Origin of the sequence: Mycobacterium sp. 852013-50091_SCH5140682 (genome assembly GCF_001665685.1) — a bacterium.
Lineage (GTDB): Bacteria > Actinomycetota > Actinomycetes > Mycobacteriales > Mycobacteriaceae > Mycobacterium.
Map to the genome: position 1 here is coordinate 1 of NZ_LZTB01000075.1, position 24,075 is coordinate 24,075.

At 67.9% G+C, this 24,075-nt stretch carries 22 protein-coding genes; 15 read left to right on the top strand and 7 right to left on the bottom strand.

The window, feature by feature from the left end; all coding sequences use genetic code 11:
- The 3 genes from A5784_RS37695 to A5784_RS20845 form a co-directional block, all read left to right on the top strand.
- Positions 1 to 228 (top strand): 4-hydroxy-2-oxovalerate aldolase family protein (locus A5784_RS37695; protein WP_502687530.1); only part of this gene is annotated, 228 nt, incomplete at its 5' end.
- Between the two features lie 9 nt (positions 229 to 237).
- Positions 238 to 3,522, top strand: a complete 3,285-nt coding sequence (locus A5784_RS20840) for an error-prone DNA polymerase (RefSeq protein ID WP_064946801.1) — start codon at positions 238 to 240, stop codon at positions 3,520 to 3,522.
- 166 nt (positions 3,523 to 3,688) lie between these two features.
- Positions 3,689 to 3,919, top strand: coding sequence for a hypothetical protein (locus A5784_RS20845; protein WP_064946802.1), 231 nt, complete (start codon positions 3,689 to 3,691; stop codon positions 3,917 to 3,919).
- 8 nt (positions 3,920 to 3,927) lie between these two features.
- On the opposite strand, the gene A5784_RS20850 is transcribed toward A5784_RS20845, so the two are convergent.
- Complete coding sequence (locus A5784_RS20850) at positions 3,928 to 4,341, bottom strand: TIGR03667 family PPOX class F420-dependent oxidoreductase (protein WP_064946803.1); 414 nt, start codon at positions 4,339 to 4,341, stop codon at positions 3,928 to 3,930.
- Between the two features lie 22 nt (positions 4,342 to 4,363).
- Here A5784_RS20850 and A5784_RS20855 point away from each other — a divergent pair, with 22 nt between their 5' ends.
- Positions 4,364 to 5,017, top strand: a complete 654-nt coding sequence (locus A5784_RS20855; RefSeq protein WP_064946804.1) for a nitroreductase family protein — start codon at positions 4,364 to 4,366, stop codon at positions 5,015 to 5,017.
- Positions 5,018 to 5,047: 30 nt separating this feature from the next.
- On the opposite strand, the gene A5784_RS20860 is transcribed toward A5784_RS20855, so the two are convergent.
- Positions 5,048 to 5,512 (bottom strand): tRNA (cytidine(34)-2'-O)-methyltransferase, encoded by a 465-nt coding sequence (locus tag A5784_RS20860; RefSeq protein WP_064946805.1) that lies wholly within the window; start codon positions 5,510 to 5,512, stop codon positions 5,048 to 5,050.
- Positions 5,513 to 5,805: 293 nt separating this feature from the next.
- On the opposite strand from A5784_RS20860, the gene A5784_RS20865 reads away from it, so the two are divergent.
- The 5 genes from A5784_RS20865 to A5784_RS20885 are packed head-to-tail and all read left to right on the top strand — an operon-like array spanning position 5,806 to position 10,595.
- On the top strand, positions 5,806 to 8,661 hold the full coding sequence (locus A5784_RS20865; RefSeq protein WP_064946893.1) for a HAMP domain-containing sensor histidine kinase: 2,856 nt from the start codon (positions 5,806 to 5,808) through the stop codon (positions 8,659 to 8,661).
- Complete coding sequence (locus A5784_RS20870) at positions 8,658 to 9,068, top strand: roadblock/LC7 domain-containing protein (protein WP_064946806.1); 411 nt, start codon at positions 8,658 to 8,660, stop codon at positions 9,066 to 9,068. The genes A5784_RS20865 and A5784_RS20870 overlap by 4 nt, the downstream gene beginning before the upstream one ends.
- A 7-nt stretch (positions 9,069 to 9,075) precedes the next feature.
- The gene (locus tag A5784_RS20875) at positions 9,076 to 9,444 is read left to right on the top strand and encodes a DUF742 domain-containing protein (protein WP_064946807.1); all 369 of its coding nucleotides are present in this window, start codon (positions 9,076 to 9,078) and stop codon (positions 9,442 to 9,444) included.
- The gene (locus A5784_RS20880) at positions 9,425 to 10,024 is read left to right on the top strand and encodes a GTP-binding protein (protein WP_064946808.1); all 600 of its coding nucleotides are present in this window, start codon (positions 9,425 to 9,427) and stop codon (positions 10,022 to 10,024) included. The genes A5784_RS20875 and A5784_RS20880 overlap by 20 nt, the downstream gene beginning before the upstream one ends.
- A gap of 4 nt (positions 10,025 to 10,028) precedes the next feature.
- The gene (locus A5784_RS20885; RefSeq protein ID WP_064946809.1) at positions 10,029 to 10,595 is read left to right on the top strand and encodes a pentapeptide repeat-containing protein; all 567 of its coding nucleotides are present in this window, start codon (positions 10,029 to 10,031) and stop codon (positions 10,593 to 10,595) included.
- 78 nt (positions 10,596 to 10,673) lie between these two features.
- On the opposite strand, the gene A5784_RS20890 is transcribed toward A5784_RS20885, so the two are convergent.
- Positions 10,674 to 13,343, bottom strand: a complete 2,670-nt coding sequence (locus tag A5784_RS20890) for an FHA domain-containing protein (RefSeq protein ID WP_064946810.1) — start codon at positions 13,341 to 13,343, stop codon at positions 10,674 to 10,676.
- 77 nt (positions 13,344 to 13,420) lie between these two features.
- On the opposite strand from A5784_RS20890, the gene A5784_RS20895 reads away from it, so the two are divergent.
- On the top strand, positions 13,421 to 15,184 hold the full coding sequence (locus A5784_RS20895) for an outer membrane protein assembly factor BamB family protein (protein ID WP_064946894.1): 1,764 nt from the start codon (positions 13,421 to 13,423) through the stop codon (positions 15,182 to 15,184).
- On the opposite strand, the gene A5784_RS20900 is transcribed toward A5784_RS20895, so the two are convergent.
- The gene (locus A5784_RS20900) at positions 15,169 to 16,083 is read right to left on the bottom strand and encodes a hypothetical protein (RefSeq protein ID WP_064946811.1); all 915 of its coding nucleotides are present in this window, start codon (positions 16,081 to 16,083) and stop codon (positions 15,169 to 15,171) included. The genes A5784_RS20895 and A5784_RS20900 overlap by 16 nt on opposite strands.
- 5 nt (positions 16,084 to 16,088) lie before the next feature.
- Positions 16,089 to 17,300, bottom strand: coding sequence for an NADH:flavin oxidoreductase (locus A5784_RS20905; protein WP_064946812.1), 1,212 nt, complete (start codon positions 17,298 to 17,300; stop codon positions 16,089 to 16,091).
- Positions 17,301 to 17,337: 37 nt separating this feature from the next.
- Here A5784_RS20905 and A5784_RS20910 point away from each other — a divergent pair, with 37 nt between their 5' ends.
- The 5 genes from A5784_RS20910 to A5784_RS20930 all read left to right on the top strand — a co-directional run bounded on the left by A5784_RS20910 (position 17,338) and on the right by A5784_RS20930 (position 22,202).
- Entirely contained in the window at positions 17,338 to 18,189 is an 852-nt protein-coding gene (locus A5784_RS20910; RefSeq protein WP_064946813.1) for a bifunctional methylenetetrahydrofolate dehydrogenase/methenyltetrahydrofolate cyclohydrolase, read from the top strand.
- The gene (locus tag A5784_RS20915) at positions 18,186 to 18,479 is read left to right on the top strand and encodes a DUF3017 domain-containing protein (RefSeq protein WP_064946814.1); all 294 of its coding nucleotides are present in this window, start codon (positions 18,186 to 18,188) and stop codon (positions 18,477 to 18,479) included. Before A5784_RS20910 ends, A5784_RS20915 begins: the two co-directional genes overlap by 4 nt.
- Positions 18,480 to 18,572: 93 nt before the next feature.
- Positions 18,573 to 19,190: a TetR/AcrR family transcriptional regulator gene (locus A5784_RS20920; protein WP_064946895.1), complete on the top strand. Its 618-nt coding sequence runs from the start codon at positions 18,573 to 18,575 to the stop codon at positions 19,188 to 19,190.
- Positions 19,187 to 20,722 carry an FAD-dependent monooxygenase gene (locus A5784_RS20925; RefSeq protein ID WP_064946815.1) on the top strand — a complete coding sequence of 512 codons (1,536 nt, stop codon included), beginning with the start codon at positions 19,187 to 19,189 and terminating at the stop codon, positions 20,720 to 20,722. Before A5784_RS20920 ends, A5784_RS20925 begins: the two co-directional genes overlap by 4 nt.
- Positions 20,723 to 20,759: 37 nt before the next feature.
- Positions 20,760 to 22,202 (top strand): CYTH and CHAD domain-containing protein, encoded by a 1,443-nt coding sequence (locus tag A5784_RS20930; RefSeq protein ID WP_502687531.1) that lies wholly within the window; start codon positions 20,760 to 20,762, stop codon positions 22,200 to 22,202.
- An 11-nt stretch (positions 22,203 to 22,213) separates the two neighbouring features.
- On the opposite strand, the gene A5784_RS20935 is transcribed toward A5784_RS20930, so the two are convergent.
- Positions 22,214 to 22,945 (bottom strand): class I SAM-dependent methyltransferase, encoded by a 732-nt coding sequence (locus tag A5784_RS20935; protein ID WP_064946817.1) that lies wholly within the window; start codon positions 22,943 to 22,945, stop codon positions 22,214 to 22,216.
- On the bottom strand, positions 22,942 to 24,060 hold the full coding sequence (gene metX / locus A5784_RS20940; RefSeq protein WP_502687532.1) for a homoserine O-acetyltransferase MetX: 1,119 nt from the start codon (positions 24,058 to 24,060) through the stop codon (positions 22,942 to 22,944). Before metX ends, A5784_RS20935 begins: the two co-directional genes overlap by 4 nt.
- Between the last annotated feature and the right edge of the window lie 15 nt (positions 24,061 to 24,075).

Sequence of the window (24,075 nt, forward strand, 5' to 3'; positions counted from 1 at the left end):
TCGAGTTTCCTCAAGCACGCCATCCGTCAGTCCGAGCGCTACGGGGTGCCCGCGCACCAGCTGCTGCACCGGGCCGGCCAACGCAAACTCATCGGCGGCCAGGAAGACCAGCTGATCGATATCGCGCTGGAAATCAAGCGCGAACAGGAGCAGGCAGGTAGAAGCGCTGAGGCCCAAATGCAGCACCGAGGTGTCGCTTTACTACCTATACGAACATATGTTCGATAAACTGGCGCAGTGGGTTGGCACAACGGGCCGCCGAGCTGGGCCGAGATGGAGCGGGTGCTTACGGGCAAGCCGCGTCGGTCCGGGCTCCCGCTGGAGGAATCCGGCGACGGCGGCGACAGTCCGGCCTGGTCGCGTAAGCGCGGGGTCTATCAACCGCCCGAGGTGTCCCGCGCGTCCGGCGCAGTGCCCTATGCCGAGCTGCACGCACATTCGGCGTACAGCTTCCTCGACGGCGCCAGCACCCCCGAGGAGATGGTCGAGGAGGCGGCCAGGCTGAATCTGCGGGCCATCGCGTTGACCGACCATGACGGGCTCTACGGGGTGGTGCGGTTCGCCGAGGCCGCGCGCGAACTCGACGTGGCCACGGTGTTCGGCGCCGAGTTGTCGTTGGGCAACACGCCGCGCACCGATGTCCCGGACCCGCCCGGCCCGCATCTGCTGGTGCTGGCCCGTGGGCCCGAAGGCTACCGGCGGTTGTCCCGGGAGATCGCCAGGGCGCATCTGGCCGGCGGTGAGAAGGGAAAACCTCGCTACGACCTCGATACTCTCACCGAGGCGGCAGGCGGGCACTGGCACATCCTCACCGGCTGCCGCAAAGGCCATGTCCGCCAAGCATTGTCCGACGGTGGCCCGGAGGCCGCCGCGCAGGCGCTGGCCGACTTGGTGGACCGGTTCGGGCGGAGCCGGGTCAGTGTCGAACTCACCCACCACGGCCAGCCGTGCGACGACGAACGCAATACCGCGCTGGCCGGCCTGGCGCCGCGGTTCGGGGTGAACATCGTCGCGACCACGGGTGCGCACTTCGCCGCCCCCTCCCGGGGGCGCCTCGCCATGGCCATGGCGGCGATCCGGGCGCGTAACTCGATGGAGGCCGCGGCAGGCTGGCTGGCGCCGTTGGGCGGGGCGCACCTGCGCTCGGGGGAGGAGATGGCGCAGCTGTTCGGTCCCGAAATCGTTTCGGAAGCAGCGGATCTGGGTGATCAGTGCGCGTTCCGGCTGGAGCTCATCGCCCCGCAGTTGCCGCCCTTCGACGTTCCCGACGGACACACCGAGGACACTTGGCTGCGACACCTGGTCATGGCGGGTGCGGCCGAACGCTACGGGCCGCCCGCGCAGGCGCCGAAGGCCTATGCGCAGATCGAGCATGAGCTGAAAATCATTGAGCAGCTGACATTTCCGGGTTACTTCCTGGTGGTGCACGACATCACCCGGTTCTGCCGCGAGAACAACATCCTGGCCCAGGGCAGAGGATCGGCGGCCAACTCGGCGGTCTGTTACGCGCTCAAGGTCACCAACGTCGACCCGATCAAGAACGAGCTCCTGTTCGAGCGGTTCCTGTCCCCGGCCCGTGACGGTCCACCGGACATCGATATCGACATCGAATCGGACCTGCGCGAGAACGTCATTCAGTACGTCTACGAACGTTACGGCCGGGATTACGCCGCCCAGGTCGCCAACGTCATCACCTACCGCGGGCGCAGTTCGGTGCGCGACATGGCCCGCGCGCTCGGATTCTCCCAAGGGCAGCAGGACGCCTGGAGCAAGCAGATCAGCCGGTGGAACGGCAAGGTCGACTCCCCGGAGGTCGAGGACATCCCGGAGCAGGTGATCGACCTGGCCACCCAGATCGCGAACCTGCCCCGCCACATGGGTATCCACTCCGGCGGCATGGTGATCTGCGACCGTCCCATCGCCGACGTGTGCCCCGTGGAATGGGCCCGCATGGCCAATCGTAGTGTCCTGCAATGGGACAAGGACGATTGCGCGGCCATCGGCCTGGTGAAGTTCGACCTGCTCGGGTTGGGCATGCTCTCGGCGCTGCACTATGCGATCGATTTGGTGGCCGAGCACAAAGGCATCGTGGTTGATCTGGCCAAGCTGGACCTGAGCGAGTCCGAGGTCTACGAGATGCTGCAGAAGGCCGATTCGGTCGGGGTGTTCCAGGTCGAGTCGCGGGCTCAGATGGCGACGCTGCCGCGGCTGAAACCGCGCGAGTTCTACGACCTGGTGGTCGAGGTGGCCCTGATCCGTCCCGGCCCGATCCAGGGCGGCTCGGTGCACCCCTACATCCGGCGGCGCAACGAGATGGAAGAGGTTACCTACGACCATGATTCGATGAGGCCCGCGCTGGAGAAGACCCTGGGCATTCCGCTGTTCCAGGAGCAACTCATGCAGCTGGCCGTCGACTGCGCGGGTTTCTCGGCGGCCGAGGCTGACCAGTTGCGCCGGGCCATGGGCTCCAAACGCTCCACCGAGAAGATGCGCAGGCTGCGTTCGCGCTTCTACGACGGTATGAGGGAGAAACACGGCATCACCGGTGAGGTAGCCGACCGGATCTACGACAAGCTGGAGGCCTTCGCCAATTTCGGTTTCCCGGAAAGTCATTCGCTGAGCTTCGCGTCGCTGGTGTTCTACTCGTCGTGGTTCAAGCTGCACCACCCCGCCGCGTTCTGCGCGGCGCTGCTGAGGGCGCAGCCCATGGGGTTCTACTCGCCGCAGTCGCTGGTAGCCGACGCCCGGCGGCACGGCGTGACGGTGCACGGGCCCGACGCCAACGCCAGCCTGGCCTACGCCACGTTGGAGAACCACGGGATGGAGGTCCGGCTGGGCCTCGGCAGTGTGCGGCATATCGGCGACGATCTGGCCCAGCGCATCGTCGACGAACGGGATGCCAACGGGCCGTTTGTAACTCTGCTCGACCTGACCGGCCGGATGCAGCTGAGCGTCCCGCAGACCGAGGCGCTGGCCACCGCGGGCGCGCTGGGGTGTTTCGGGATCACCCGACGGGAAGCACTGTGGGCGGCGGGTGCGGCCGCCACCCAGCGTCCGGATCGGCTGCCCGGGGTGGGGTCGTCGTCGCACATCCCGACCCTGCCCGGGATGACCGATCTGGAACTGGCGGCCGCCGACGTGTGGGCCACCGGTGTCTCGCCGGACAGCTATCCCACCCAGTTCCTGCGGGAGGACCTCGAGGCCCTGGGGGTCGTGCCCGCGAGCAGGCTGCTGGAGATCCCGGACGGAACGCGAATCCTGGTGGCGGGGGCCGTGACTCACCGGCAACGCCCGGCGACGGCGCAGGGTGTCACCTTCGTCAACCTGGAAGACGAGACCGGCATGGTCAACGTACTGTGCGCGCCGGGGGTGTGGGCGCGCCACCGCAAGCTGGCACAGACGGCCTCGGCGCTGGTCATCCGGGGGATCATGCAGAACGCCAGCGGCGCAGTCACCGTCCTGGCCGACCGGATGAGTCCCGTCGACCTCAAGGTGGCGTCCCGCTCCCGGGACTTCCGCTGACGGCCAGTCGGTAGGGGACTTCCTCCGATCGGAGGACACCACATTCATCGGGTATATCCACCACTAGGGCGACAGACCCGGACCGCGTTGGGCGGCATTCTTATCTCAACGGCGAAACAAGCCGAAGAGACAAACGAAAACCCAACTCATCCAAAGGATTACAGAAATGATCCGCATCACCAGCGCCATCGCTCTCCCGATCATCTCCGCAGGCATCATCGGCGGCGCCGCCCTCGGCCTGGCCGGTACCGCGTCGGCAAGCACCACCTCCACGGCTCCGTCCGGCTCGGGCCATTCCTACAGCCCGCACACCTACGCCCACCCGGCGCCCAACGCCCAGCCCGGCTGGCACAACCACCACGGGGCGTGGCATATCGCGGCCCGGCAGGCCAGCTGAGCCAGCGCTCATTCGCCGGTCGGAGTGGTCCACACCTTGTCGATGGTGATCCGCAGCCGCGTGCTGTACGTGGCCATTGCCTCGGTCAGGCCGAACCGCTCCGCATCGGTGGCGTACTTGGCCCAGTACGCGGTGTCCTCGCGCGGATCCACGTCGGTCGCGTCGACCGCAGCGCGACCCCCGAGGGCGATCACGCCGCCACCGTTTCCGTCCGAATCCAGATTCAGGCTCAATTGCGGATGCGCCGTCACATGGCGGACCTTGGCTGCGCCCGGCATCGAGTACACGACGACGTCGGTGCCGTCGAAGTAGAACCACACTAACCGTGGGACGGGCAGTCCGGATTTCGCGACGGTGGTCAACCAGCCGTAGTGATCGGAGGTCAGGCGTTCGGTTACTTCCGCTGTCAATTCAGCACTCATGGCCCGAATGTAGTCTCGCGCCATGACAGCCGATTCGAACCTGAACTTGTCCACTGATGAACTTCTGACCACCACCCGATCGGTTCGCAAGCGACTCGACTTCGACAAGCCGGTGTCGCGCGAGGTGATCATGGAGTGTCTTGACCTTGCGCTGCAGGCGCCGACCGGTTCCAATGCTCAGGGCTGGCAGTGGGTGTTCGTCACCGACCCGGCAAAGAAGAAGGCGCTGGCCGACATCTACCGCTCCAACGCCAACCCCTACCTCGACATGCCCGCACCCGAGCGCGGCGACATCCGCGACGAGCAGGTCGGCGCCGTGATGAGCTCGGCGAAGTTCCTCAACGAGAACTTCGAGAAGGCACCCGTGTTGATGGTGCCGTGCCTTGAGGGCCGCCCGGACGGAGCGCCTGCCGGCATGCAGGCCTCGTACTGGGGGTCGCTGCTGCCCGCGGCATGGAGCTTCATGCTGGCGCTGCGCTCGCGGGGCCTGGGTTCGGCGTGGACGACGCTGCACCTGCTGGGCGACGGCGAGAAGCAGGCCGCCGAGGTGCTGGGCATTCCGTTCGACAAGTACGCGCAGGCCGGGCTGTTCCCGATCGCCTACACCAAGGGCACCGACTTCAAGCCCGCCAAGCGGCTGCCTGCCGAGCAGCTCACGCACTGGGACACCTGGTGACCCGCCCGCGGCTCCTTATATAAGGAGAATTCAGACGGCGCCGCTGAAGCCGTGTTGCCGCCACGCCTCGTACGCGGCGACCGCGGCGGCGTTGGACAGGTTCAGTGAGCGCCTGCCGTCGAGCATCGGGATGCGCACGCGGCCCGTGATATGCGGGTCCGCGAGCGTCTCGGCGTCCAATCCGGTGGGTTCCGGTCCGAACATCAGCACATCGCCCGGTTGGTAGCTGACATCGGCGAACGGCGTCGAGGCGTGCGCGGTGAACGCGTACACGCTGGCCGGCATCAGCGCCGACCACGCGGTGGCCAGATCCGGGTGCACCGTCACCGACGCCAGGTCGTGGTAGTCGAGCCCGGCACGGCGCAGTTTGGGCTCCGACAGATCGAATCCCAGTGGCTCAACCAGATGCAATTCGCAGCCGGTGGCCGCGACCATCCTGATCGCGTTACCCGTGTTGGGGGCGATTCGAGGCGAGAAAAACAACAACCGGAACATGTCGAGGTCATCGTACGGCGGGCCGGTGCACCGTACTCCGAGCGACGGCGATCGACAAGATCAGCGATGGTTGCGAGGTTTGCTCAATTACCACACGACTGCGCTACGGCTCGGTCACGAACTCTGTCTGTTCAGTAAGAATTGTGGAAACGCTCGCCAGTGGCTGTCATACTCGTCGAATTGCCAGGCGTAGTGACGCCCGCCCAAGCGTGGGCGAAATTAGCAGGAAGCCTAATGAATCACGCCTCAGGACCGAAGTGCCGAGACGCGGCCGGTAGCAGGGTTGGATGCCGATGACCGCCTTTTCGCAGCTCAAACAGGCCGACGGAACGGTGGTCGAATTTGCGTCGACGCCACATGTGCCGGCAAAGCGCCCGTCTCGTTGGTCGCCTGCCAACTGGCCCGTCCGCGGGAAAGTGCTCGCCATCGTTCTGGTGCCGCTGATTCTCGCCATCGTGTTCGGCGGATTGCGCATCTACGGCAGCTCCGTCGAGGCCTCGCGCCTGCGCCTGGCGGCAGACCGCGCCGAGATGATCCCGGACATCGACAAATACATGGCGGCGCTGGAAAGCGTCATGGTGGCGGCTACCGAGGGTGGTGACGCCCAGGCCGCCATGGCGGAGTTCACCGCGCGCAAGAACGACCTGCGTCAGCGTACGGAGTCCACCCAGGTCGCCGACGACGTCGCACAATCGGTCAACAGCTTGATCGACAAGGGCCAGGAACTGGTCGGCGCGGTGACGGCCAACGCCGTCGACCTGCGCACGCGGGTAATGGGGTACGGGTCGCTGCTGCTCACCGCGGAGACCGCGATCACGGGATCGGCACGTACCGACGACCAGGACGTGCAGCTGAAGGCCGACGCGTTGTCGCGGGCCATCGGCGCCCGCGGGCAGATGATGATGCAGCGGCTGCTGGTCACCCGCGGCGGCGACCTGCCCGAACCGGTACTGCGCAGCTCGATGGTCGCGCTGGCCGGTACCGAACCGTCGACCGTGACGGCGATGGCAAAGGTTCTGGGTGGAGCCTCGGAGCAGGCGGCGACGCTGCGCTCGGAGATGGTCAAGCGGCTGGGCATGCTGTCCGATCCGACGGTTCCGCTCGTCGACAACCCCGATCTGCTCGCTTCGTTGCAGGCCACCGACAAGGTCGCCGAACAGATGATCGCGGACTTCACCCGGTCCATCCCGGCCGCCGTCGACGCCGAAGCCAACCATCAGCGCAGCGCGGCCATCCGCGACGCGATTCTGGTTGCCATCGCCATCGTCAGCGCATTGGTGATCGTGTTGCTCGTCGCGCGATCGCTCGTGCGTCCGCTGCGCACCCTGCGCGACAGCGCCCTGCGCGTCGCCCACGAGGATCTGGCGACCGAGATCGAACGCGTCCGCAGCGGCGGTGAGCCCGGCATCGTCGAGCCGCTGCCGGTGTACACCACCGAAGAGGTCGGCCAGGTGGCGCACGCCGTCGACGAACTGCACCAGCAGGCCGTCTTCCTGGCCGGTGAACAGGCGCAACTGCAGTCGCAGGTGTCCGACATGTTCGAGACCCTGTCGCGCCGCAGCCGTTCGCTGGTGGACCAGCAGCTGTCCCTGATCGACCGGCTCGAGCGCGACGAGGACGATCCCGAGCGGCTGGAAAGCCTGTTCAAGCTGGACCACCTGGCTGCCAGGATGCGACGCAACGGCGCCAACCTGCTGGTGTTGTCGGGCTCGAAGGTGACCCGCGAGCACAAAGACCCCGTCCCGATCGACACGATCATCAACGCCGCGGCCTCCGAGGTCGAGGACTACGCCCGGGTCATCACGGCCACCGTCGCCGAGGCCGAGGTGGTCGGATCGGCATCCGGTGACCTGATCCACCTGCTGGCCGAACTGCTCGACAACGCGCTGCGCTACTCGCCGCCCATCTCCCAGGTCCGCGTGTCGGCCGTGTATGCGGACACCGGCGGGCTGGTCATCGAGGTCAGCGACATCGGCCTTGGCATGACCGAGGCCGACCTGCGGGTCGCCAACACCCGTCTGCAGTCCGGTGGTGAGGTCAACCCGTACACCGCCCGCCACATGGGCCTGTTCGTGGTCGGGCGGCTGGCCACCCAGCACGGGCTCGTGGTCCGGTTGCGCAGCACCATCCCCGAGGAACCGAACTCCGGCACCACCGCCGGGATCTACATTCCGGCGGAGCTGCTGGTGCGTGACGGGGTGTCTCTGGCGCCCGCGCCGCGCCCGACGGTCAATACGTCCGGCGACGCCCCGATGGGGCTGGCCGCGGCGATGGGCCTCGACACCAGGCCGGGCGGTTCGGCGGCCGATGTCGCCGAACCGCTGCGCAACGGTCACGCCGACGGGCAGTTCGGACTGCTGCCGCAGCGCAGTCCCGGGGCCAGCGGTATTTCCGACCTGCCCCCGACGCTTGCCCCGATCACCTCGTCGGAGCCCGAGGCGGAGGAACCCGCAGCGGAGCCGGCCGCCGAGGCGCTGCCGGTCCGCGAACCGGCCGCCTCCTGGCCGCAGCAGTGGCCGACCGAGGAGGACGAGCATCCCACCCAGGACACGACGAACGGGGCGTTGACCAACACCGCGGTCACCAACACGTCGGCGTTCTTCGCCTCGCGGGCACAGGCCGCCTCCAACGGCGCGCCGCCGGAGTTCACTCCTCCGGCTCCTGCCGCCGCGCCGCAGCCCGCGACCGACGAACCGCAACCGGCGACGACCGCCGGGGACGGCGACGCGATCTACCAGTCGATGGTGACCGAGTGGGACATCGACCCGACGACGCACGTGCGCAGCGCCGACCTGGACTGGAAGACCGTCTGGGAGAAGGGCTGGACGGTCGCAGCCGCGGCGCAGGATGCGCCCGTCGAGCAGCACACCGAGGAAGGTCTGCCGATGCGTACGCCGGGTGCCCGCCTCGTCCCTGGCGGTGTTGCGGCGGTCGCCGGGCTCAACGGCCGGCACCGCAACGGCGGAGCACACCGGTATGACGACAGCGCTGAAGCGGTAGCATCGGCTGACAAACCTGACAGCGGCGTATTCGCGGCGTTCCAGCCGCGTGATCCCGAGGCCGTCCGCGCGAGCATCAGCAACCATTTCGGCGGCGTGGCCGCCGGCCGGTCGCACGCCCGAGAGACCAGAGGAACAGATAGCGAATGACCCGTGGAGGAGCGCAACGCGATTCTCTGGACTGGTTGGTGTCCAAGTTCGCCCGCGAGGTGTCCGGAGTGTCGCACGCCGTCCTGGTGTCGGCAGACGGCCTGTTGATGGCGGCCAGCGAGGACATGCCGATCGAGCGTGCCGACCAGCTCGCGGCGGTGGCATCCGGGTTGGCCAGCCTGGCCACCGGTGCGGCGCAACTCTTCGACGGCGGCAACGTGCTGCAGTCGGTGGTCGAGATGGACAACGGCTACCTGCTGTTGATGCGGGTCGGTGACGGTTCGAACCTCGCGACACTGGCCGGCCGATCCTGCGATATCGGGCAGATCGGGTACGAGATGGCGATCCTGGTGGAGCGCGTCGGCGCCGTTGTGCAGTCGTCGCGCCGGGCACCGCAACCTTCGTGAGCTGTCCATGGACGCATCTGATCCCGCCGAGCAACCGAGCCTGGTCCGGCCGTACACGCTGACCGCAGGCCGGACCGATTCGCGCGTCCACCTGCCGTTGGAGGCACCGGTGGAGGCATTGGAGTCCCCGGCGCGGGAGCCGCGCTGGTCGGCTCGTGATGTCCGTGGTCAAATCGTGGAGCTGTGCGTCGAGCGCCCATCTGTGGCGGAGATCGCGGCACATTTATCCCTGCCGCTCGGCGTGGCGCGCGTGCTAATCGGGGACCTGGTGACGCAGGGTTATCTACGGGTGCACACCACCCTCGACGACTCGGCGACCTTCGACGAGCGCCGCGAATTGATAGGAAGGACCCTGCGTGGTCTACGGGCACTCTGACCGCGCCGACGGCAAACCGCGGCGGCGGGCTGCGTCGACGAAGATCGTCATCTCAGGCGGCTTCGGGGCAGGCAAAACGACGTTCGTGGGTTCGGTCTCGGAGATCATGCCGCTGCGGACCGAGGCGTTGGTCACCAACGTCTCCGAGGGCGTCGACCTCCTTGACGGCACCCCGGACAAGCGGACCACCACTGTCGCGATGGACTTCGGCCGGATCACCCTCGACGAGGATCTGGTCCTGTACCTGTTCGGCACTCCCGGCCAGCGCCGGTTCTGGTTCATGTGGGACGACCTGGTCCGCGGCGCAATCGGTGCCATCGTGCTGGTCGACATCCGCAGGCTGCAGGACAGCTTCGCCGCGGTCGACTTCTTCGAGGCCCGCCACCTGCCGTTCATCGTCGCGGTCAACGAATTCGACGACGCGCCGCGGCACCCCACACAGGCCGTGCGCAAGGCGCTCGCGTTGGCCGACCACATCCCGGTGATCACCGTGGACGCCCGGGACCGCAACTCGGCCAAGGCGGCGCTGATCGCCATCACCGAATACTCACTGAGCAGCCTGACAGCGCTGCCGGGCTGAGCCCGTGGCGGACCTGACCTGGGCCGACGAGGAATTCGTCGGCGTCGATTTTCGTGCCGACGAATACGACGGAGCCCTGAGCCGGTTGCGCACCGAGCGCGTCGTCTTCACCGAATGCGATTTCAGCGGCGTCGACCTGTCGGAGTCCGAGCATTCCGGCTCGGCGTTCCGCAACTGCACGTTCCGCCGGGCCACGCTGTGGCACAGCACGTTCACCAACTGCAGCCTGCTGGGGTCGGTGTTCACCGAGGCGCGGCTGCGGCCGATCACCCTGGTGGAGTCCGACCTGACGCTCGCGGTGCTCGGCGGGTGCGATCTGCGCGGCGTCGACCTGTCGGACTGCCGGCTGCGGGAAACCAGCCTGGTCGGTGCCGATCTGCGCAAGGCAGTGCTGCGGCGTGCCGACCTGACCGGCGCCCGCGTCCAGGACGCCAAGCTCGAAGAGGCTGATCTGCGCGCCTCCCGCGTCGACCCCACGTTCTGGACGACGGCGAAGCTGCGGGGCGCCAAGGTCGACATCGAGCAGGCGTTGGCCTACGCGGCAGCCCATGGGCTCTCGGTCGGCGGGTAGCTTTCTTCCGCCGAGCAGACGTAGCGGTACCCGACACGCCGCGTTTGGCGCACCCGAGCGTCTGCTCGCGCGACAAACTCAGCCTTTGAGGCGGATCTTCCATCGGACGAAGCCGGTGTAGAAGATCGACAGCCCGGCGAGCATGGCCATGTTGAACAGCCATGCGCCTGCCGTGTGCTTCCACAGCGCGTCGTCGGGCATGATCGGCGGCTTCACCAGATCGGTGAGCCCCACGGTCGATGCCGTCGTCGCAAAACCCCAGCGAGCCGGGGTGATCCACGACAACTGATCCAACCCGGCGCGGCCGGTCACCGGGATCATGCCGCCCGAGAACACCAACTGGCTCATGACCGCGACCACCAGCAGCGGCATGATCTGCTCGCTGGTCTTGGCCATCGACGACAGCGCGAGGCCGACGGTGGCGGCGCAAACGGTACAAGCGGCCATACCGACGAACAGTTCGAACGACGCGTTGCCGAGCACGTTGGCGCCCTGGGTGGGCGCGCCGACACCGATGATCGTGATGGCGGTGACGATGCCCGCCTGGATCACCGCGAAGACGCTGTACACACAGATCTTGGCCAGTAGATACGCCGACGTGGACAGGCCGACGGCCTGCTCACGCAGGAAGATCGCGCGCTCACCGATCAGGTCGCGCACCGTCAGCGCGGTACCCATGAAGATGGCGCCGACGTTGAGCAGCACCAGCACCTGCCCGGGCTGGTTCGGCGCGTCGCTGGCCGGGTTCGGCGGTCCGAAGCCCGTCTCACCGGGCACCGACAGTGACAGCACGCCCATGATGAACGGCAGCAGCGCCAGGAAGATGAAGTAGCCGCGGTCGGAGACGATCAACCGCATCTGGCGGCGCGCGATGGTCGAGAACTGGCGCAGCAGGCTGGTGTGGACGGGCTCGCCGAGGTTGGCGGGCTTGTCGGCGGGTGGTCGCTGCGGAGGCGGGCCGTGGATGGCCAGATACCGCTGCTTGGCCGCTTCCGGGTCGCCTGCGACGGAGCTGAAGATGTCGGCCCAGTTGGTGGTGCCCAGCTCGGTGCCGATCTCGCTGGGCGGCCCGCAGAACGCGGTCTTGCCGCCGGGAGCCAGCAGCAGCACCTGATCGCACACGTCGAGATAGGTCAACGAGTGCGTGACGACGAGCACCACGCGGCCGGCGTCGGCCAGCTGGCGCAGCATGGTCATGACCTGCCGGTCCAGCGCCGGGTCCAGGCCCGAGGTGGGTTCGTCGAGGATCAGCAGTGACGGGCCGGTCAGCAGTTCGAGTGCCACCGACGCGCGTTTGCGCTGACCGCCCGAGAGCTTGTCGACGCGGGTGTCGAGGTGCTTGGTCATCTCGAGCTCTTCGAGCACCTGCATGACGACCTGTTCGCGGTCGGCCTTGGTGGTGTCGGGCGGCAGGCGCAGCTCGGCGGCGTACATCAGCGCCTGCCGGACGGTGAGCTGGCCGTGCACCACGTCGTCCTGCGGCACCATGCCGATACGGGACCGCAGTGAGGCGTACTCGGCGTGGACGTCGTGACCCTCGAACGTGATCGTGCCGCTGGTCGGATGGGTCAGGCCCGCGACCTGCTTGGCGAAGGTCGACTTGCCCGCGCCGGACGGGCCGATCACGGCCGTCAGCGTGCCGGGCCGCGCGTCCAGCGAGATGTTGTCCAGCAGGGTCTTGTTGCCCTCGATGGTCCACGTGAGGGCACGGACCTCCAACCCGCCGGTGCGGGTGTCGGCCTCGGTCTCGCTGCGCCGTACCAGCGTGCCGCCGGTGTAGGTCAGGTCGACGTTGCCGATGGTGACCACGTCACCGTCGTGCAGGATCGCCGAGTCCACCCGGGCGCCGTTGACGAACGTGCCGTTGATGCTGCGTTCATCACGGATCTGGGTGCCGCCGGGCATCGGCAGCAGGGTGGCGTGATGGCGGGAGGCCAGCACATCGGGGATGACGATGTCGTTGTCGGTGGCGCGACCGATCTTCACCGCGCCGGTGGCCGGCTCGGGTCCGCGGCCCGGCCGCAGGATCTTGAGCATGCTGGTCGCCTTATTGGCGATCGGCTCGTTGCCGCGCGGCGCCGACGCGGCGGGGCTCATGGTGGTCGGGGCCTGCGCCGAGGGCGGGCCTGCGGGCCGCGGCGGTGGCGGCGGTGTGTACGACTGCGGGCTGCTGGGATAACCGGTGTGCGGACCGTTCGGATACCCGGTCTGCGGGCCGCTCGGGTAGCCCGCCTGCGGACCGCTGGAGAACCCGGACTGCGTCCCGGTGGGATAGCGCTGCTGCGGGCCTGACGGATATCCCGGGCGCTGGGCGCCTGCCGGGGGCTGAGAGTGCGGCTGCTGCCAGCCGCCGCCCGTTGGCGCCTGCGTGGGCCAACTGCCGGATTGCCGCGTGGCGATGGGCACCGCGACCGTCGGCGTGCGACCCACGTTGCCCTGGTGGTGGCCGACCTCGAAGCTCAGCTGCGGGCCGTCCGGGTTGCCGATGTTGATGACCTGGCCGTCCTGGATGTCCACCGAGGGCACCCGGCGGCCGTTGACGTACATGCCGTTGAGGCTGCCGTTGTCGATCGCGACCCACCGGCCCTGATCGAACCGCAACACCAGATGGGCACGCGAGATCAACGGGTGGGCGATGCGAACGTCGGCGCGTAGATCGCGGCCTATGACGACATCGTTGCCTGCGGCGAAGGTACGGGTCGACCCGTCGTACCGAACGGTCAGCGCGGGTGGGGCTGGTCGGCTCATCGGCACCAACTCTAACCGTCCGGCCGCGTTAATTGCCGCGCCACGATCGTGTGGCGGCATGTGTGACGATGGCCCGCATGTCCCGGGATCAGGCGACCGAACGAATTCGTGCCGTGCTGCGGCCGGCGGTGACCGTGTGCGCCGGTGTGGCGGTGGGGTTGCTGGCATGCGCCGTCGTGCTGGGGTGGTGGAGCCGGTTGGGCCCGCAGCGCCCGCTCGGCCTCGACGCCTGGTTCATCGGTGGTTTGCACCGCTGGGGTGCGGATCTGCCGAGTCGCATACCGCTGGCTGTGACGGTCATCGCGCTGCTGCTGATCGCATCGATGGTCACTGTCTGGCAGCGTGGGCGCGACGGCCGGGATTTGCCAGGCATCCCCGTGGTGTTGGTGACGCTTGCGGTGCTGGGGTTCTTCGCCTACTTCAGCCAGGGCATCCCGGCGTTCTACCGCACCCTCACCCAGGCGTATCCGGTGTCGCCTGCACTGTCCGCGGGCGTGGCGGCGTGGCTGCTGTGCCTGGCAGGCGCGATCGCCACGCTGCTGGCGACCACTGCCTTTGGCCGGCTGGGCCGCGACAGTGTGCGGTTGGTCGTTGTCGGGGTGGTCATCGCGGTGGTCGCCGGCGCGGTCGTGACCGTGGGCGCGCTACGTGCAGGCAACGACGATCGCTTTGTCGACGGCTCCACGGCGGCGGCGGCCGACGTGCCCGCGCTGCCGTCGGAGCTGGGCACGCGCAAATTCGGCGTCACGGTCGCGGGCACGTTCGACGCCGAGGCCCCCGGCACGCTCGGCGGCAAACCGGGGCACTATCAGATCGCCGCTGCGGGAGCCGGTTTCGTCGTGTTCGCCAACCGTCGGGTGACGGCGTACGGCGCCGACGGCACCGAGCGCTGGCATTACGCACGCACCGGACAGAGCGACGTCGCGGCAGACGGCATGTCGGTCTTCGACAACGGAGCCACGGTCGTGGTGTCCCTGGGCCGGGCCTTGGTGGGCCTCGACGCCGTCACGGGGGCTCGGCTGTGGACGACCACCGACTCTCAAATGCTCGAAGCCGTCGGGCACGCCGCCGACCGCGACGTGCCGTACCTGGTCTCCCGGGACGCGGTGTCGTGGACGCGCTTCGACACCCGCACCGGCAAGCCGGCGTGGACGGTGTCGGACCCGAACCCCGCGGAGTGCGTCGACGGGCAGATCGATGCGGACACCCGCTCGTGGATGGTGTCGGTCGCCCGATGCCCGTCGGCCTCAGGCGTCGACATCCGGCTGGTCGCAGTCGACCCCGCCAGCGGGGGGACTCAGTGGGACACGGTCGTTCTTCACGCGGCACCCCCGCAGGATCCGCAGGCCAGACCGCTCGATGTCATCGCCGCCGCGGCCAACGCCGTCGGGGTGTTCGTGCAATTCGCCGGCTTCGGGGCGCCCGCAGCGCCGTCGTACGCGAATGTCGTGCAGAAGACGGTCACGGCGCTTCCCGAGCGCGGCTACCCGCAGCCGTCCCCGGGGCCCGGCGACGACTTCGTCGTCTCCGACCGGCAGATGACGCTGTTCGGTGCCGACGGCACGCCACGCTGCACGGTCAACGGGACGGTCAGCGGGTTGACCAACCGGGTGCCCGGTCGCGGCGCCGGGCTGTCCTATGTGGTCTTCCCGCACAGCTTCGTCGTCGCCGACCGCGGTATCCAACCCGCGCTGCGCACCTACGACACCGCGACGTGTGCGGAGTCGGGTTGGGCGGTGCCCGCAGCCGCGGTCGAGGGTATGGTCCCGGTTCCCGGCGCCGTGCTCGTGCTGCGCCGCGACGGGCAGAACTTGCTGATCGACGGTTACCGAGCAGGCTGAGGCGGGTTGGCCAGCGCGGGCACCGCCTCGGGCGGGTACTTGTCGCGCGGCTCCCACACGTCCCACGTCTGGACCGCCCAGAACAGCGCGAACTCGCCGATCAGGAGGAGTTCGACCAGCAGCAGGCCGAACTGGACATGCCTGACCAGCAGCACCACGGCGAGGACCACCGTGACGAGCATGAGCACCGCGATGACGGCATAGAACCGGGCCCGCTGCTGGCGGCCTGCGGCGCGGGCGTAGCAGGCGTGGTAGACCGCGACCATCGTGATGGCCAGGAACATGCCGACTGCGGCGAACGCGTGTGCCCGCGCCATGAACCAGTCCGAGAACAGTGCCAGGGCGCCGATGACGGTGATCGCGAACAAGGCCTTCGGCAACCAGGATTCGGTCTTCAACAAGGCCTTGGCCAACCACTTCCACAGGGCTGCTGCGGTGGCGCACTCGTCGTCTTCGGCGGTGGGCTCCGGCTGCGGCGGCCGCCATCGGCTCAATGCCAGATACAGCGCGATACCCGCGGCCGCGGCAACGAACAGGGCGATGATGTTGTTGGCGACGCCCCCGAGCGGATCGGCCACCGACGGCAGCCAGGGCTTGCACAGCCCGTCCGTTCTCGTCGGGATCAGGGCCACGACGAACGCCATGAACCCGGAGAAGTTCAGCAGTGCATCCTCGGCGGTGCGGCTGCCCTGGTAGGCGATGAGGCACACGCCGATGGCGCACAGCGCGGCCACGAACACCGCATGCGTGCGGGTGTAGAAGAACGCGCTGATCGAACCCTGCAGACATGTCCGGGTGGCCGTCAGCACGAGTGACACCACCAAGAACACCACGAGGGCGACCAGACCGACCCGCACGTAGCGGTAGGTCACCATGGCGTCGTCAGCGGTCTCCCGCATACCTCTCAGATTGACAGAGAATCGGGCGCTCCGGTGACCACACAGTGGGTGTGGCGGTAAATCGTCGGCATGCACTGGTTGCAGTGCGTGCACAGCGACGTGACCGATCCCGCAGTGTCCTCGTTCTTGATGCGGTTGATCAGATCGGGTTCGGCGAGCAGCGCGCGGCCCATGGCGACGAAGTCGAAGCCCTCGGCCATCGCGAGGTCCATGGTGTTGCGGTTGGTGATGCCGCCCAGAAGGATCAGCGGCAGCTGCAGTTCGGCGCGGAACAGCTTGGCGTCGCGCAGCAGGTAGGCCTCGCGGTAGGGGTATTCGCGGAAAAACTTATGGCCACTCATCCGGATGCCCCAGCTGATCGGCGGTTTGAAGTTGGCCGCGAACTCCTTGACCGGCGCGCCGCCGCGGAACAGGTACATCGGGTTCACCAGTGAGCTGCCCGCGGTCAGCTCGATGGCATCCAGTCCGCCGTCCTCCTCGAGCCATTTGGCGGTCTGCAGTGACTCCTCGGTCGAGATGCCGCAGCGCACCCCGTCGCTCATGTTGAGCTTGGCGGTCACCGCGATCCGGCGGTCGCCGTGTTTGTCGACGGCGTCGCGTACCGCGCGCACCACGCCGCGCGCCACCTTGGCGCGGTTCTGCAGGGAACCGCCGAACTCGTCGGAGCGGCGGTTGATCAGCGGGCTGAGGAACGAGCTGGCCAGATAGTTGTGGCCGAGATGTACCTCGACCGCGTCGAATCCGGCGTCGATGGCCAGCCGTGCGGCGTTGGCGTGGGCCGCCATCACGTCGCGGATGTCGTCGACGGTGGCCTTGCGGGCGAACCGCATGGACAGCGGGTTGAAGAACCGCACGGGAGCCAGCGCCGGGGCCTTGTTGGTGCGGGCGTTGGCCACCGGTCCCGCGTGGCCGATCTGGGCGCTGATCGCCGCGCCTTCGCCGTGGATCGTTTCGGTGAGCCGCCGCAGTCCGGGCAGGGCCTCCGGGCGCATCCAGATCTGCCAACCGTCGGTGCGGCCGCCGGGGGAGACCGCGCAGTAGGCCACGGTCGTCATGCCGACCCCGCCTGCCGCGGGCAGCTGGTGGTACTTGATGAGGTCGTCGGTGACCAGGGCGTCCGGTGTCGACGCTTCGAACGTGGCGGCCTTGATGACGCGGTTGCGCAACGTCACCGGGCCCAACTTGGCCTCACTGAACACATCCGCAGAACTGTGCATAGCGGGAGCCTGCCACGCGGCCTGCAAGAATGACAGTGTGGGTGCGATAACGCTGGATGGTAAGGCCACGCGCGACGAGATCTTCACCGATCTCAAGGAACGCGTAGCGAAGTTGACCGCTGCGGGCCGCACGCCCGGCCTGGGCACCGTACTGGTCGGTGACGACCCAGGGTCGCAGGCCTATGTGCGCGGCAAGCATGCCGACTGCGCGAAGGTCGGCATCAACTCCATCCGCCGCGACCTGCCCGCCGACATCTCGCAGGCCGAGTTGGACGCAACCATCGACGAACTCAACGCCAACCCGGACTGCACGGGCTACATCGTGCAACTGCCCCTGCCGAAGCATCTCGACGAGAACTCCGCGCTTGAGCGCATCGATCCGATGAAGGACGCCGACGGGCTGCATCCGACCAACCTTGGCCGGTTGGTGCTCGGCAAAGAGGCGCCGCTGCCCTGCACGCCGCGCGGCATCGTGCACCTGCTGCGCCGGTTCGACGTGCCGATCGCCGGGGCCCACGTGGTGGTGATGGGTCGTGGTGTGACCGTCGGCCGGCCGATGGGTCTGCTGCTCACGCGGCGTTCGGAGAATGCCACGGTGACGTTGTGCCACACCGGAACTCGCGATCTTCCCAGCCTCACCCGGCAGGCCGACATCATCATCGCCGCGGTCGGTGTGCCGCACCTGCTGACCGCGGACATGGTCAAGCCGGGCGCTGCGGTCGTCGACGTCGGCGTGAGCCGGGTGAACGACAAGCTAACCGGCGACGTGGCTCCCGACGTCTGGGAGGTGGCCGGGCACGTATCACCGAATCCCGGCGGTGTCGGGCCGCTGACGCGGGCGTTCCTGCTGACCAACGTCGTCGAGCTCGAAGAGTCGAAACTGGCGTGACCGCCCGGGAATTCGTCCGCAAGGTGTTCGCCGGGCAGTGGCCGATCCTCGTGGTCGGGCTGATCTTCGTCGCGGCGTTCGCCTTGGTCGTGGCGGGTTACTGGCGCCGTGGCGCGCTCGTCATCGGCATCGGTGTCGGGGTGGCCGCGGCGTTGCGGCTGACGCTGACCGACGATCGGGCCGGTCTGCTGGTGGTGCGCACCCGGGCGATCGATTTCGTCACCACCGCCACCGTCAGCGCGGCGGTGCTCTACATCGCGTGGACCATCGACCCGCTGGGCACCAGTTAGCGGTCTGTCCCCGGTGTGAGTCTCGGCGATCCGCCAAAACTTGCCCGATAGGAAATATTGCCCGACGGGCAAGATTGCGTTACCGTGGTCGGCGTGGGGCTGAGGGAACGCAAGAAACTCGACACCCGGCGGGCGCTCAGCGACGCCGCACTGAGACTCATGTTCGAGCGTGGGCTGGAGAACGTCACCCGCGAAGACATCGCCAATGTGGCGGGTGTCTCGTTGCGCACCTTCACCAACTACTTCGCGGGCAAGTACGACGCACTGGCATACCGTCAGGTCGAACGCATGCGGCGCAGCATCGAGACGCTGCGTAACAGACCGGCCGACGAGCCATTGTGGACATCGGTCATGGAGGCCGTGTTGGAGCCGCTCGACGAGGACTTCGAGGACATGTACGGCGCGGAGAATGTGCTGCCGACCCGTCAGCAGCTTGCCGAGGTCCGAAAACTGTTGATGGTTCCGGAGATCCGCGATGCGACGTTCCGCGCGATGTTCGACGAATGGGTGGCCGTCATCGCCGAACGCACCGGCACGGACCCCGTGCACGACATGTATCCACAGCTGGTGGTGGCCGTCGTCCGCGCCATCGGCGACGTCGCGATGGATCAATACGCAAACGCCGACCCACCGGTGTCATTTCCCGCACTACTGCGTCAGGGGTTCGCGGCCGTCACCGCCGGGCTGCCTGAACCCGAAAGGAAGAAATGAACGAGAAGACGGACGTCGTCATATCGGGTGCCGGGCCCAACGGCCTGTTGCTGGCGGGGGAGCTCGCGTTGGCAGGCATTCGTCCCGTCGTGCTCGAGCAGCTGCCCGCTCCGAGTACCGAACTGAAGGCCAACGGGATTGTCGGACAGGCGGTTCGGGCGCTCGACCTGCGGGGCCTCTACTCGATGCTCAGCGGCTCGGCCGACCCTCCGCAACCGATGCCCGGCTACATCTTCGCGGGTATGCGGCTGCCTTTCCTTGGCGTGTCCGACAATCCCATGTACGGCATGATGATTCAGCAACCCCGCGTGGTGCGCACCCTGGTCGACTGGGTGGAATCCCTCGGCGTGAAGGTCCGCTGGGGCCATGAGCTCACCGGAATCGATTCGCGCGCCGACGGTGTCACGCTGTCGGTGACCTCTGCCGGGGGCTCCTACCGGCTGGACGCCCGCTACCTCGTCGGCGCCGACGGCGGCCGCAGCTTCGTCAGGAAAAGCGTCGGCATCGAGTTCCCCGGGTTCACCACCGACGTGGTCGGCCGGATCGCACATGTCAGCGTGCCGGATGAGCTGCGCTCCGGCGACGGCGGTCTGAACCTCCCCGGGTTCGGGCATATCCCGTTCGGGCACAACAGGTTCGACGGTGGCGTGCTGATCTACGCCGAGTTCGAGCCGAGCCGGCCGATGGTCGGGACGATCGAGTACGGTGGCGTGCTGCCCGACGACGCTCCGCCGCTGACGCTTGCGGAACTGCGGGAGAGCGCGGCCCGGGTGATCGGGGTGGATCTGCCCCTCGGGCCGCCGCCCGGTGAGGGGCCACATGCGTTGCGGCGCATCAACGGCCAGAACACTCGGCAGGCCGACCGGTACCGGGCCGGCAACGTGTTCCTGGTCGGCGATGCCGCCCATGTGCACTCGGCGATGGGTGGTCCGGGGCTGAACCTGGGCATGCAGGACGCGATGAACCTCGGCTGGAAGCTGGCTGCCGAACTGAACGGCTGGGCTCCGCCAGGACTGTTGGACAGCTACCACACCGAACGTCACCCGGTCGGCCAGCGGGTGATGACGCAGTCGATGGCGCAGGCCGCGCTGATGGCGGCAGGTCCCGAAGTTGCCGCGCTGCGAACACTTTTCGCTGAACTGCTGGCGACACCGGACGGCTCGACGCACATCGCGAACGTGATTGCCGGCTCCGATCTGCCCTACGACATGGGCTCCGGGGGACACCCGCTCGGCGGGTCGATGGTGCCCGAGTTGGTTCTCGACGACGGGCGTCGGGTCGCCGAACTGATGCGAGCCGGCCGGTCGGTGCTGATCGATTCGTGGGGCGGCTACGCCGATACCGCGCAGGGATGGTCCGACCGCGTCGAGACCGTCCGGGCGCGGGTGGTCGACGGGCCGGTCGCGGTGTTGATCCGGCCCGACGGCTACGTCGCCTGGGCCGCAGACGGATCCGATGATGGTGGTTTGACCGACGCGCTGCAGCGATGGTTCGGCGCCCAGGACGCGGGCGCCGCCGAGCTCAGCGCCTGAGGCGACCTTCGAGAACCTGGTTTGACCGTGTGACCAGGTGGAAATCCCTCCGGGTATGCACGAGGTTCTCGAGCGGGAACGCAAGTGGGACGTCGATGACCAGTTCCAGTTGCCGGATCTCCCCAATATGTTCACGGATGTTCACGTCGAGCATGACGTCGTCGACTTGACCAGTGAGTACTACGACACCGCCGAGCGCGACCTGCAGACCCACGGCATCTTGCTTCGTCGTCGCACCGGTGACGACGACGTCGGATGGCAGGTGAAGGTGCCGGCGGCCGAGGGACGCGTGGAGCTGCATTGGCCGCCCACCGATGGGCTGCCTGAGGCCGTCAGTGAGCTGCTCACGGGGGTGAGCCTCGGCAAGCGTCTGGACAGCATCGCGACGGTCCACACCGTCCGCAACCGCTACCGGCTCCGCACGGCCGAAGACGGGGAACTCTACGCAGAAATCGCCGACGACTCGGTGCGTGCGTGGGCGGACGAGCGGCTGCTGGCGTGGCGTGAGGTCGAAGCCGAACTCGGTCCCCGGACCCGATCGATGCCCAAGCGATTGGCGAACCGGCTGGCGGCCGCGGGCGCTCGGCCGTCCTCCTATCCGTCGAAGCTGTCCCATATCGCGCCTCCGCTGCCGACGGTCGAGCCCGTGTCGCGGGCGGCGCAGGCGTTGTTGCGGTATGTGGGCACCCAGATCGACCAGATCGTCGCCGGTGATATCGGGTTGCGGCGCGGTCAGGACCCCATCCACGACACGCGGGTGGCGATCCGGCGGTTGCGGAGCACGCTACGGGTGTTCGGCAAGGTGTTGGACCAGTCGGCCATCGGTGATCTCGACGGCGAGCTGCGATGGTTCGCCGGGCTGCTCGGTGACGTGCGCGATTGCCAGGTCCAGCACCGCAGATTCATGACGGCGCTCGACGAGTTCCCCGAGGACCTGATCCTCGGCCCGGTGCGCACCCGCGTGCGAAGCGACCTGCAGGCCATCGAGCTTCCCGCGCGCGCCAAAATCACCGAGGCCATGGACTCTCCGCGTTACCTCGCGATCTTGGCGGCGCTGCGAACGTGGCGCACTGCGCCGCCGGTGGATCCTGAGATGACGACGAGGGAACTGATCAAGCGGGCGCGCAAAGCCCAGCGGAAAGCCGATCGACGACTGTCCGCTGCCCTCGGTGACGACGACGTAGACGACGCGCTGCTGCATCGCGCACGCAAAGCAGCCAAGCGCGCCCGGTACGCCGCCGAGCTGTGTGCAGATATCGGTGGCTCCACGAAAGCCAAGCGAACGACCAAGCACTACAAGCGCTTTCAGTCAGTTCTGGGCGACCATCAGGACACCGTGGTCGCGTCTGCCCATTTGCGCCGCATGGCACTGTCGGGTGGAACGACCGTCGGTGAAAACGGCTTCACCTTCGGCCTGCTGTTCGGTCGTGAGCAGCGGCTGGCCGACGAGTGTCGTCGGAAGGCACGCAGCTTGTTGTGATCCGCCGACGATCAGGACAGCGTCGACCGGATGGACACCGTCACGTACGGCAGCGCCAAACCGGAGCTGTTGGCCAGCGCCGGGTGCGTGGCCAGCAGCTCGCGGACCTGCCCCAGCGTGCGCGTGCGCACCTGCTCGGGCGAGGTGATGCAGTAGCTACGTGAGGCCACGAGATCGATAAGAGCTTGCGGCGTCAGATAACTCGTCCACTCGACCTGCTGACGTTCGGTATCGGCGAACGGCGCGGGCAGCGTCACCTCGTGGTTGAACGGATCATTTTCGTGACCGATGAGCTGCCCCAGGTCCTTGACCCAGCCCATCCGCTCGTCGCGGGTGTTCCACACCAGGCCCAGCCGCCCGCCCGGGCGTAGCACCCGGCTGACCTCGGCCGCCGCCCGCTCCGGATCGAACCAGTGCCAGGCCTGGGCGACCAGCACGGCGTCGACACTGTTGTCCGCCAACGGGATCTCCTCGGCGGTGCCCAGCAGCGCCGGCGTGTCGGGCAGCGAATTCGTCAGCAACTCCAGCATTTCCGGGATCGGATCGACGGCGATCACGTTCAGACCACGCTCGACGAGCCGGGTGGTGAGCTTGCCGGTGCCCGCACCCAGGTCGAGCACGTCCGTCGCGCCTGCGGGTAACAGCCAGTCGATCGCTTCTGGTGGATAGGACGGGCGGCCGCGTTCATAGGCTGCGGCCTCCGAGCCGAATGAGAGGGAACGCTGCGGACCCGACACGCTCACCTCGGTATCAGCTCCAGTGTTCGGCGCACCAGCTTGCCGACCACCTCGGTCTCGACAAGGAATCCGTCGTGCCCGTACTCGGAGTCGACGACGTCCAGTTCGCGGCACCCGGGAAGCAGTTCGGCGAGCTCCTCCTGCAGGCGGATCGGGTAGAGCCGGTCGGAGGTGATCCCGCCGACGATCACCGGAACCGGGCAACCGCGCAGCGCGGCCCGCACCCCGCCGCGGCCGCGGCCGACGTCGTGGCTGGACAGTGCGTCGGAGAGCACGACATAGGTGCCGGGATCGAACCGGGCGGCGAGCTTGCCGCCCTGGTACTCCAGGTAGCTCTGCACGCCGTAGCGGCCGCCGTTACCCGGATCTTCGCCCCCTTGCGCGTCGTTGCGGAACCGGGCGTCCAGTTCCTCTTCGCCGCGGTAGGTGAGGTGTGCGAATCGCCGGGCGATCTCCATGCCGGTCAGCGGTTCGCGGCCGGTGCCGTAGTAGTCGCCGCCCTGCCAGTCCGGGTCGGTCTTGATGGCGGCGACCTGGCTGCTCTGGGTACCGATCTGGTCGGCGGTCGCGCGTGCCCCGACCGCGAGTACCAAACCGGCGCCGACCTCGTCGGGATGGCCGACCAGCCACTCCAGCGCGCGGGCGCCGCCCATCGAGCCACCGACCACGGCCGCGACCTTGGTGATGCCGAGCGCCGCAAGCGCGGCCCGGTCGGCCTCTACCTGGTCGCGGATGGTGATCTGGGGAAACCTTGAGCCCCAAGGCTTTCCGTCAGGAGCAAGCGAGCCGGGTCCCGTGGAGCCTCGGCACCCGCCGAGCACGTTGGTGGAGATCGCGCACCAGCGGTCGGTGTCGATCGGGGCACCCGGGCCGGCGACACCGTCCCACCACCCGGGGGTGGGGTGGTCGGGACCGGCAGGACCGGTGATGTAGGAGTCTCCGGTCAGTGCGTGCAGCACCACCACGACGTTGTCGCGGTTCGGGGACAGCTCACCCCAGCGCTGCACGGCGATGGTGGCATCGGGTAGGACGGTGCCGTTCTCGAGGCGCAGCGCGCCGATGTTCACCAGACCCAGCTCGCCTTCGTCGGGCAGCTGGGCGGGGGAATGGTCAGGGGACACGGTGGGGATCTCGGT

Bases quoted from the DNA above. Each gene is read 5' to 3' on its own strand.
- A5784_RS20845 (WP_064946802.1), top strand. From the start codon at position 3,689: ATGATCCGCATCACCAGCGCCATCGCTCTCCCGATCATCTCCGCAGGC.
- A5784_RS20850 (WP_064946803.1), bottom strand. From the start codon at position 4,341: ATGAGTGCTGAATTGACAGCGGAAGTAACCGAACGCCTGACCTCCGAT.
- A5784_RS20855 (WP_064946804.1), top strand. From the start codon at position 4,364: ATGACAGCCGATTCGAACCTGAACTTGTCCACTGATGAACTTCTGACC.
- A5784_RS20860 (WP_064946805.1), bottom strand. From the start codon at position 5,512: ATGTTCCGGTTGTTGTTTTTCTCGCCTCGAATCGCCCCCAACACGGGT.
- A5784_RS20865 (WP_064946893.1), top strand. From the start codon at position 5,806: ATGACCGCCTTTTCGCAGCTCAAACAGGCCGACGGAACGGTGGTCGAA.
- A5784_RS20870 (WP_064946806.1), top strand. From the start codon at position 8,658: ATGACCCGTGGAGGAGCGCAACGCGATTCTCTGGACTGGTTGGTGTCC.
- A5784_RS20875 (WP_064946807.1), top strand. From the start codon at position 9,076: ATGGACGCATCTGATCCCGCCGAGCAACCGAGCCTGGTCCGGCCGTAC.
- A5784_RS20890 (WP_064946810.1), bottom strand. From the start codon at position 13,343: ATGAGCCGACCAGCCCCACCCGCGCTGACCGTTCGGTACGACGGGTCG.
- A5784_RS20895 (WP_064946894.1), top strand. From the start codon at position 13,421: ATGTCCCGGGATCAGGCGACCGAACGAATTCGTGCCGTGCTGCGGCCG.
- A5784_RS20900 (WP_064946811.1), bottom strand. From the start codon at position 16,083: ATGCGGGAGACCGCTGACGACGCCATGGTGACCTACCGCTACGTGCGG.
- A5784_RS20905 (WP_064946812.1), bottom strand. From the start codon at position 17,300: ATGCACAGTTCTGCGGATGTGTTCAGTGAGGCCAAGTTGGGCCCGGTG.
- A5784_RS20925 (WP_064946815.1), top strand. From the start codon at position 19,187: ATGAACGAGAAGACGGACGTCGTCATATCGGGTGCCGGGCCCAACGGC.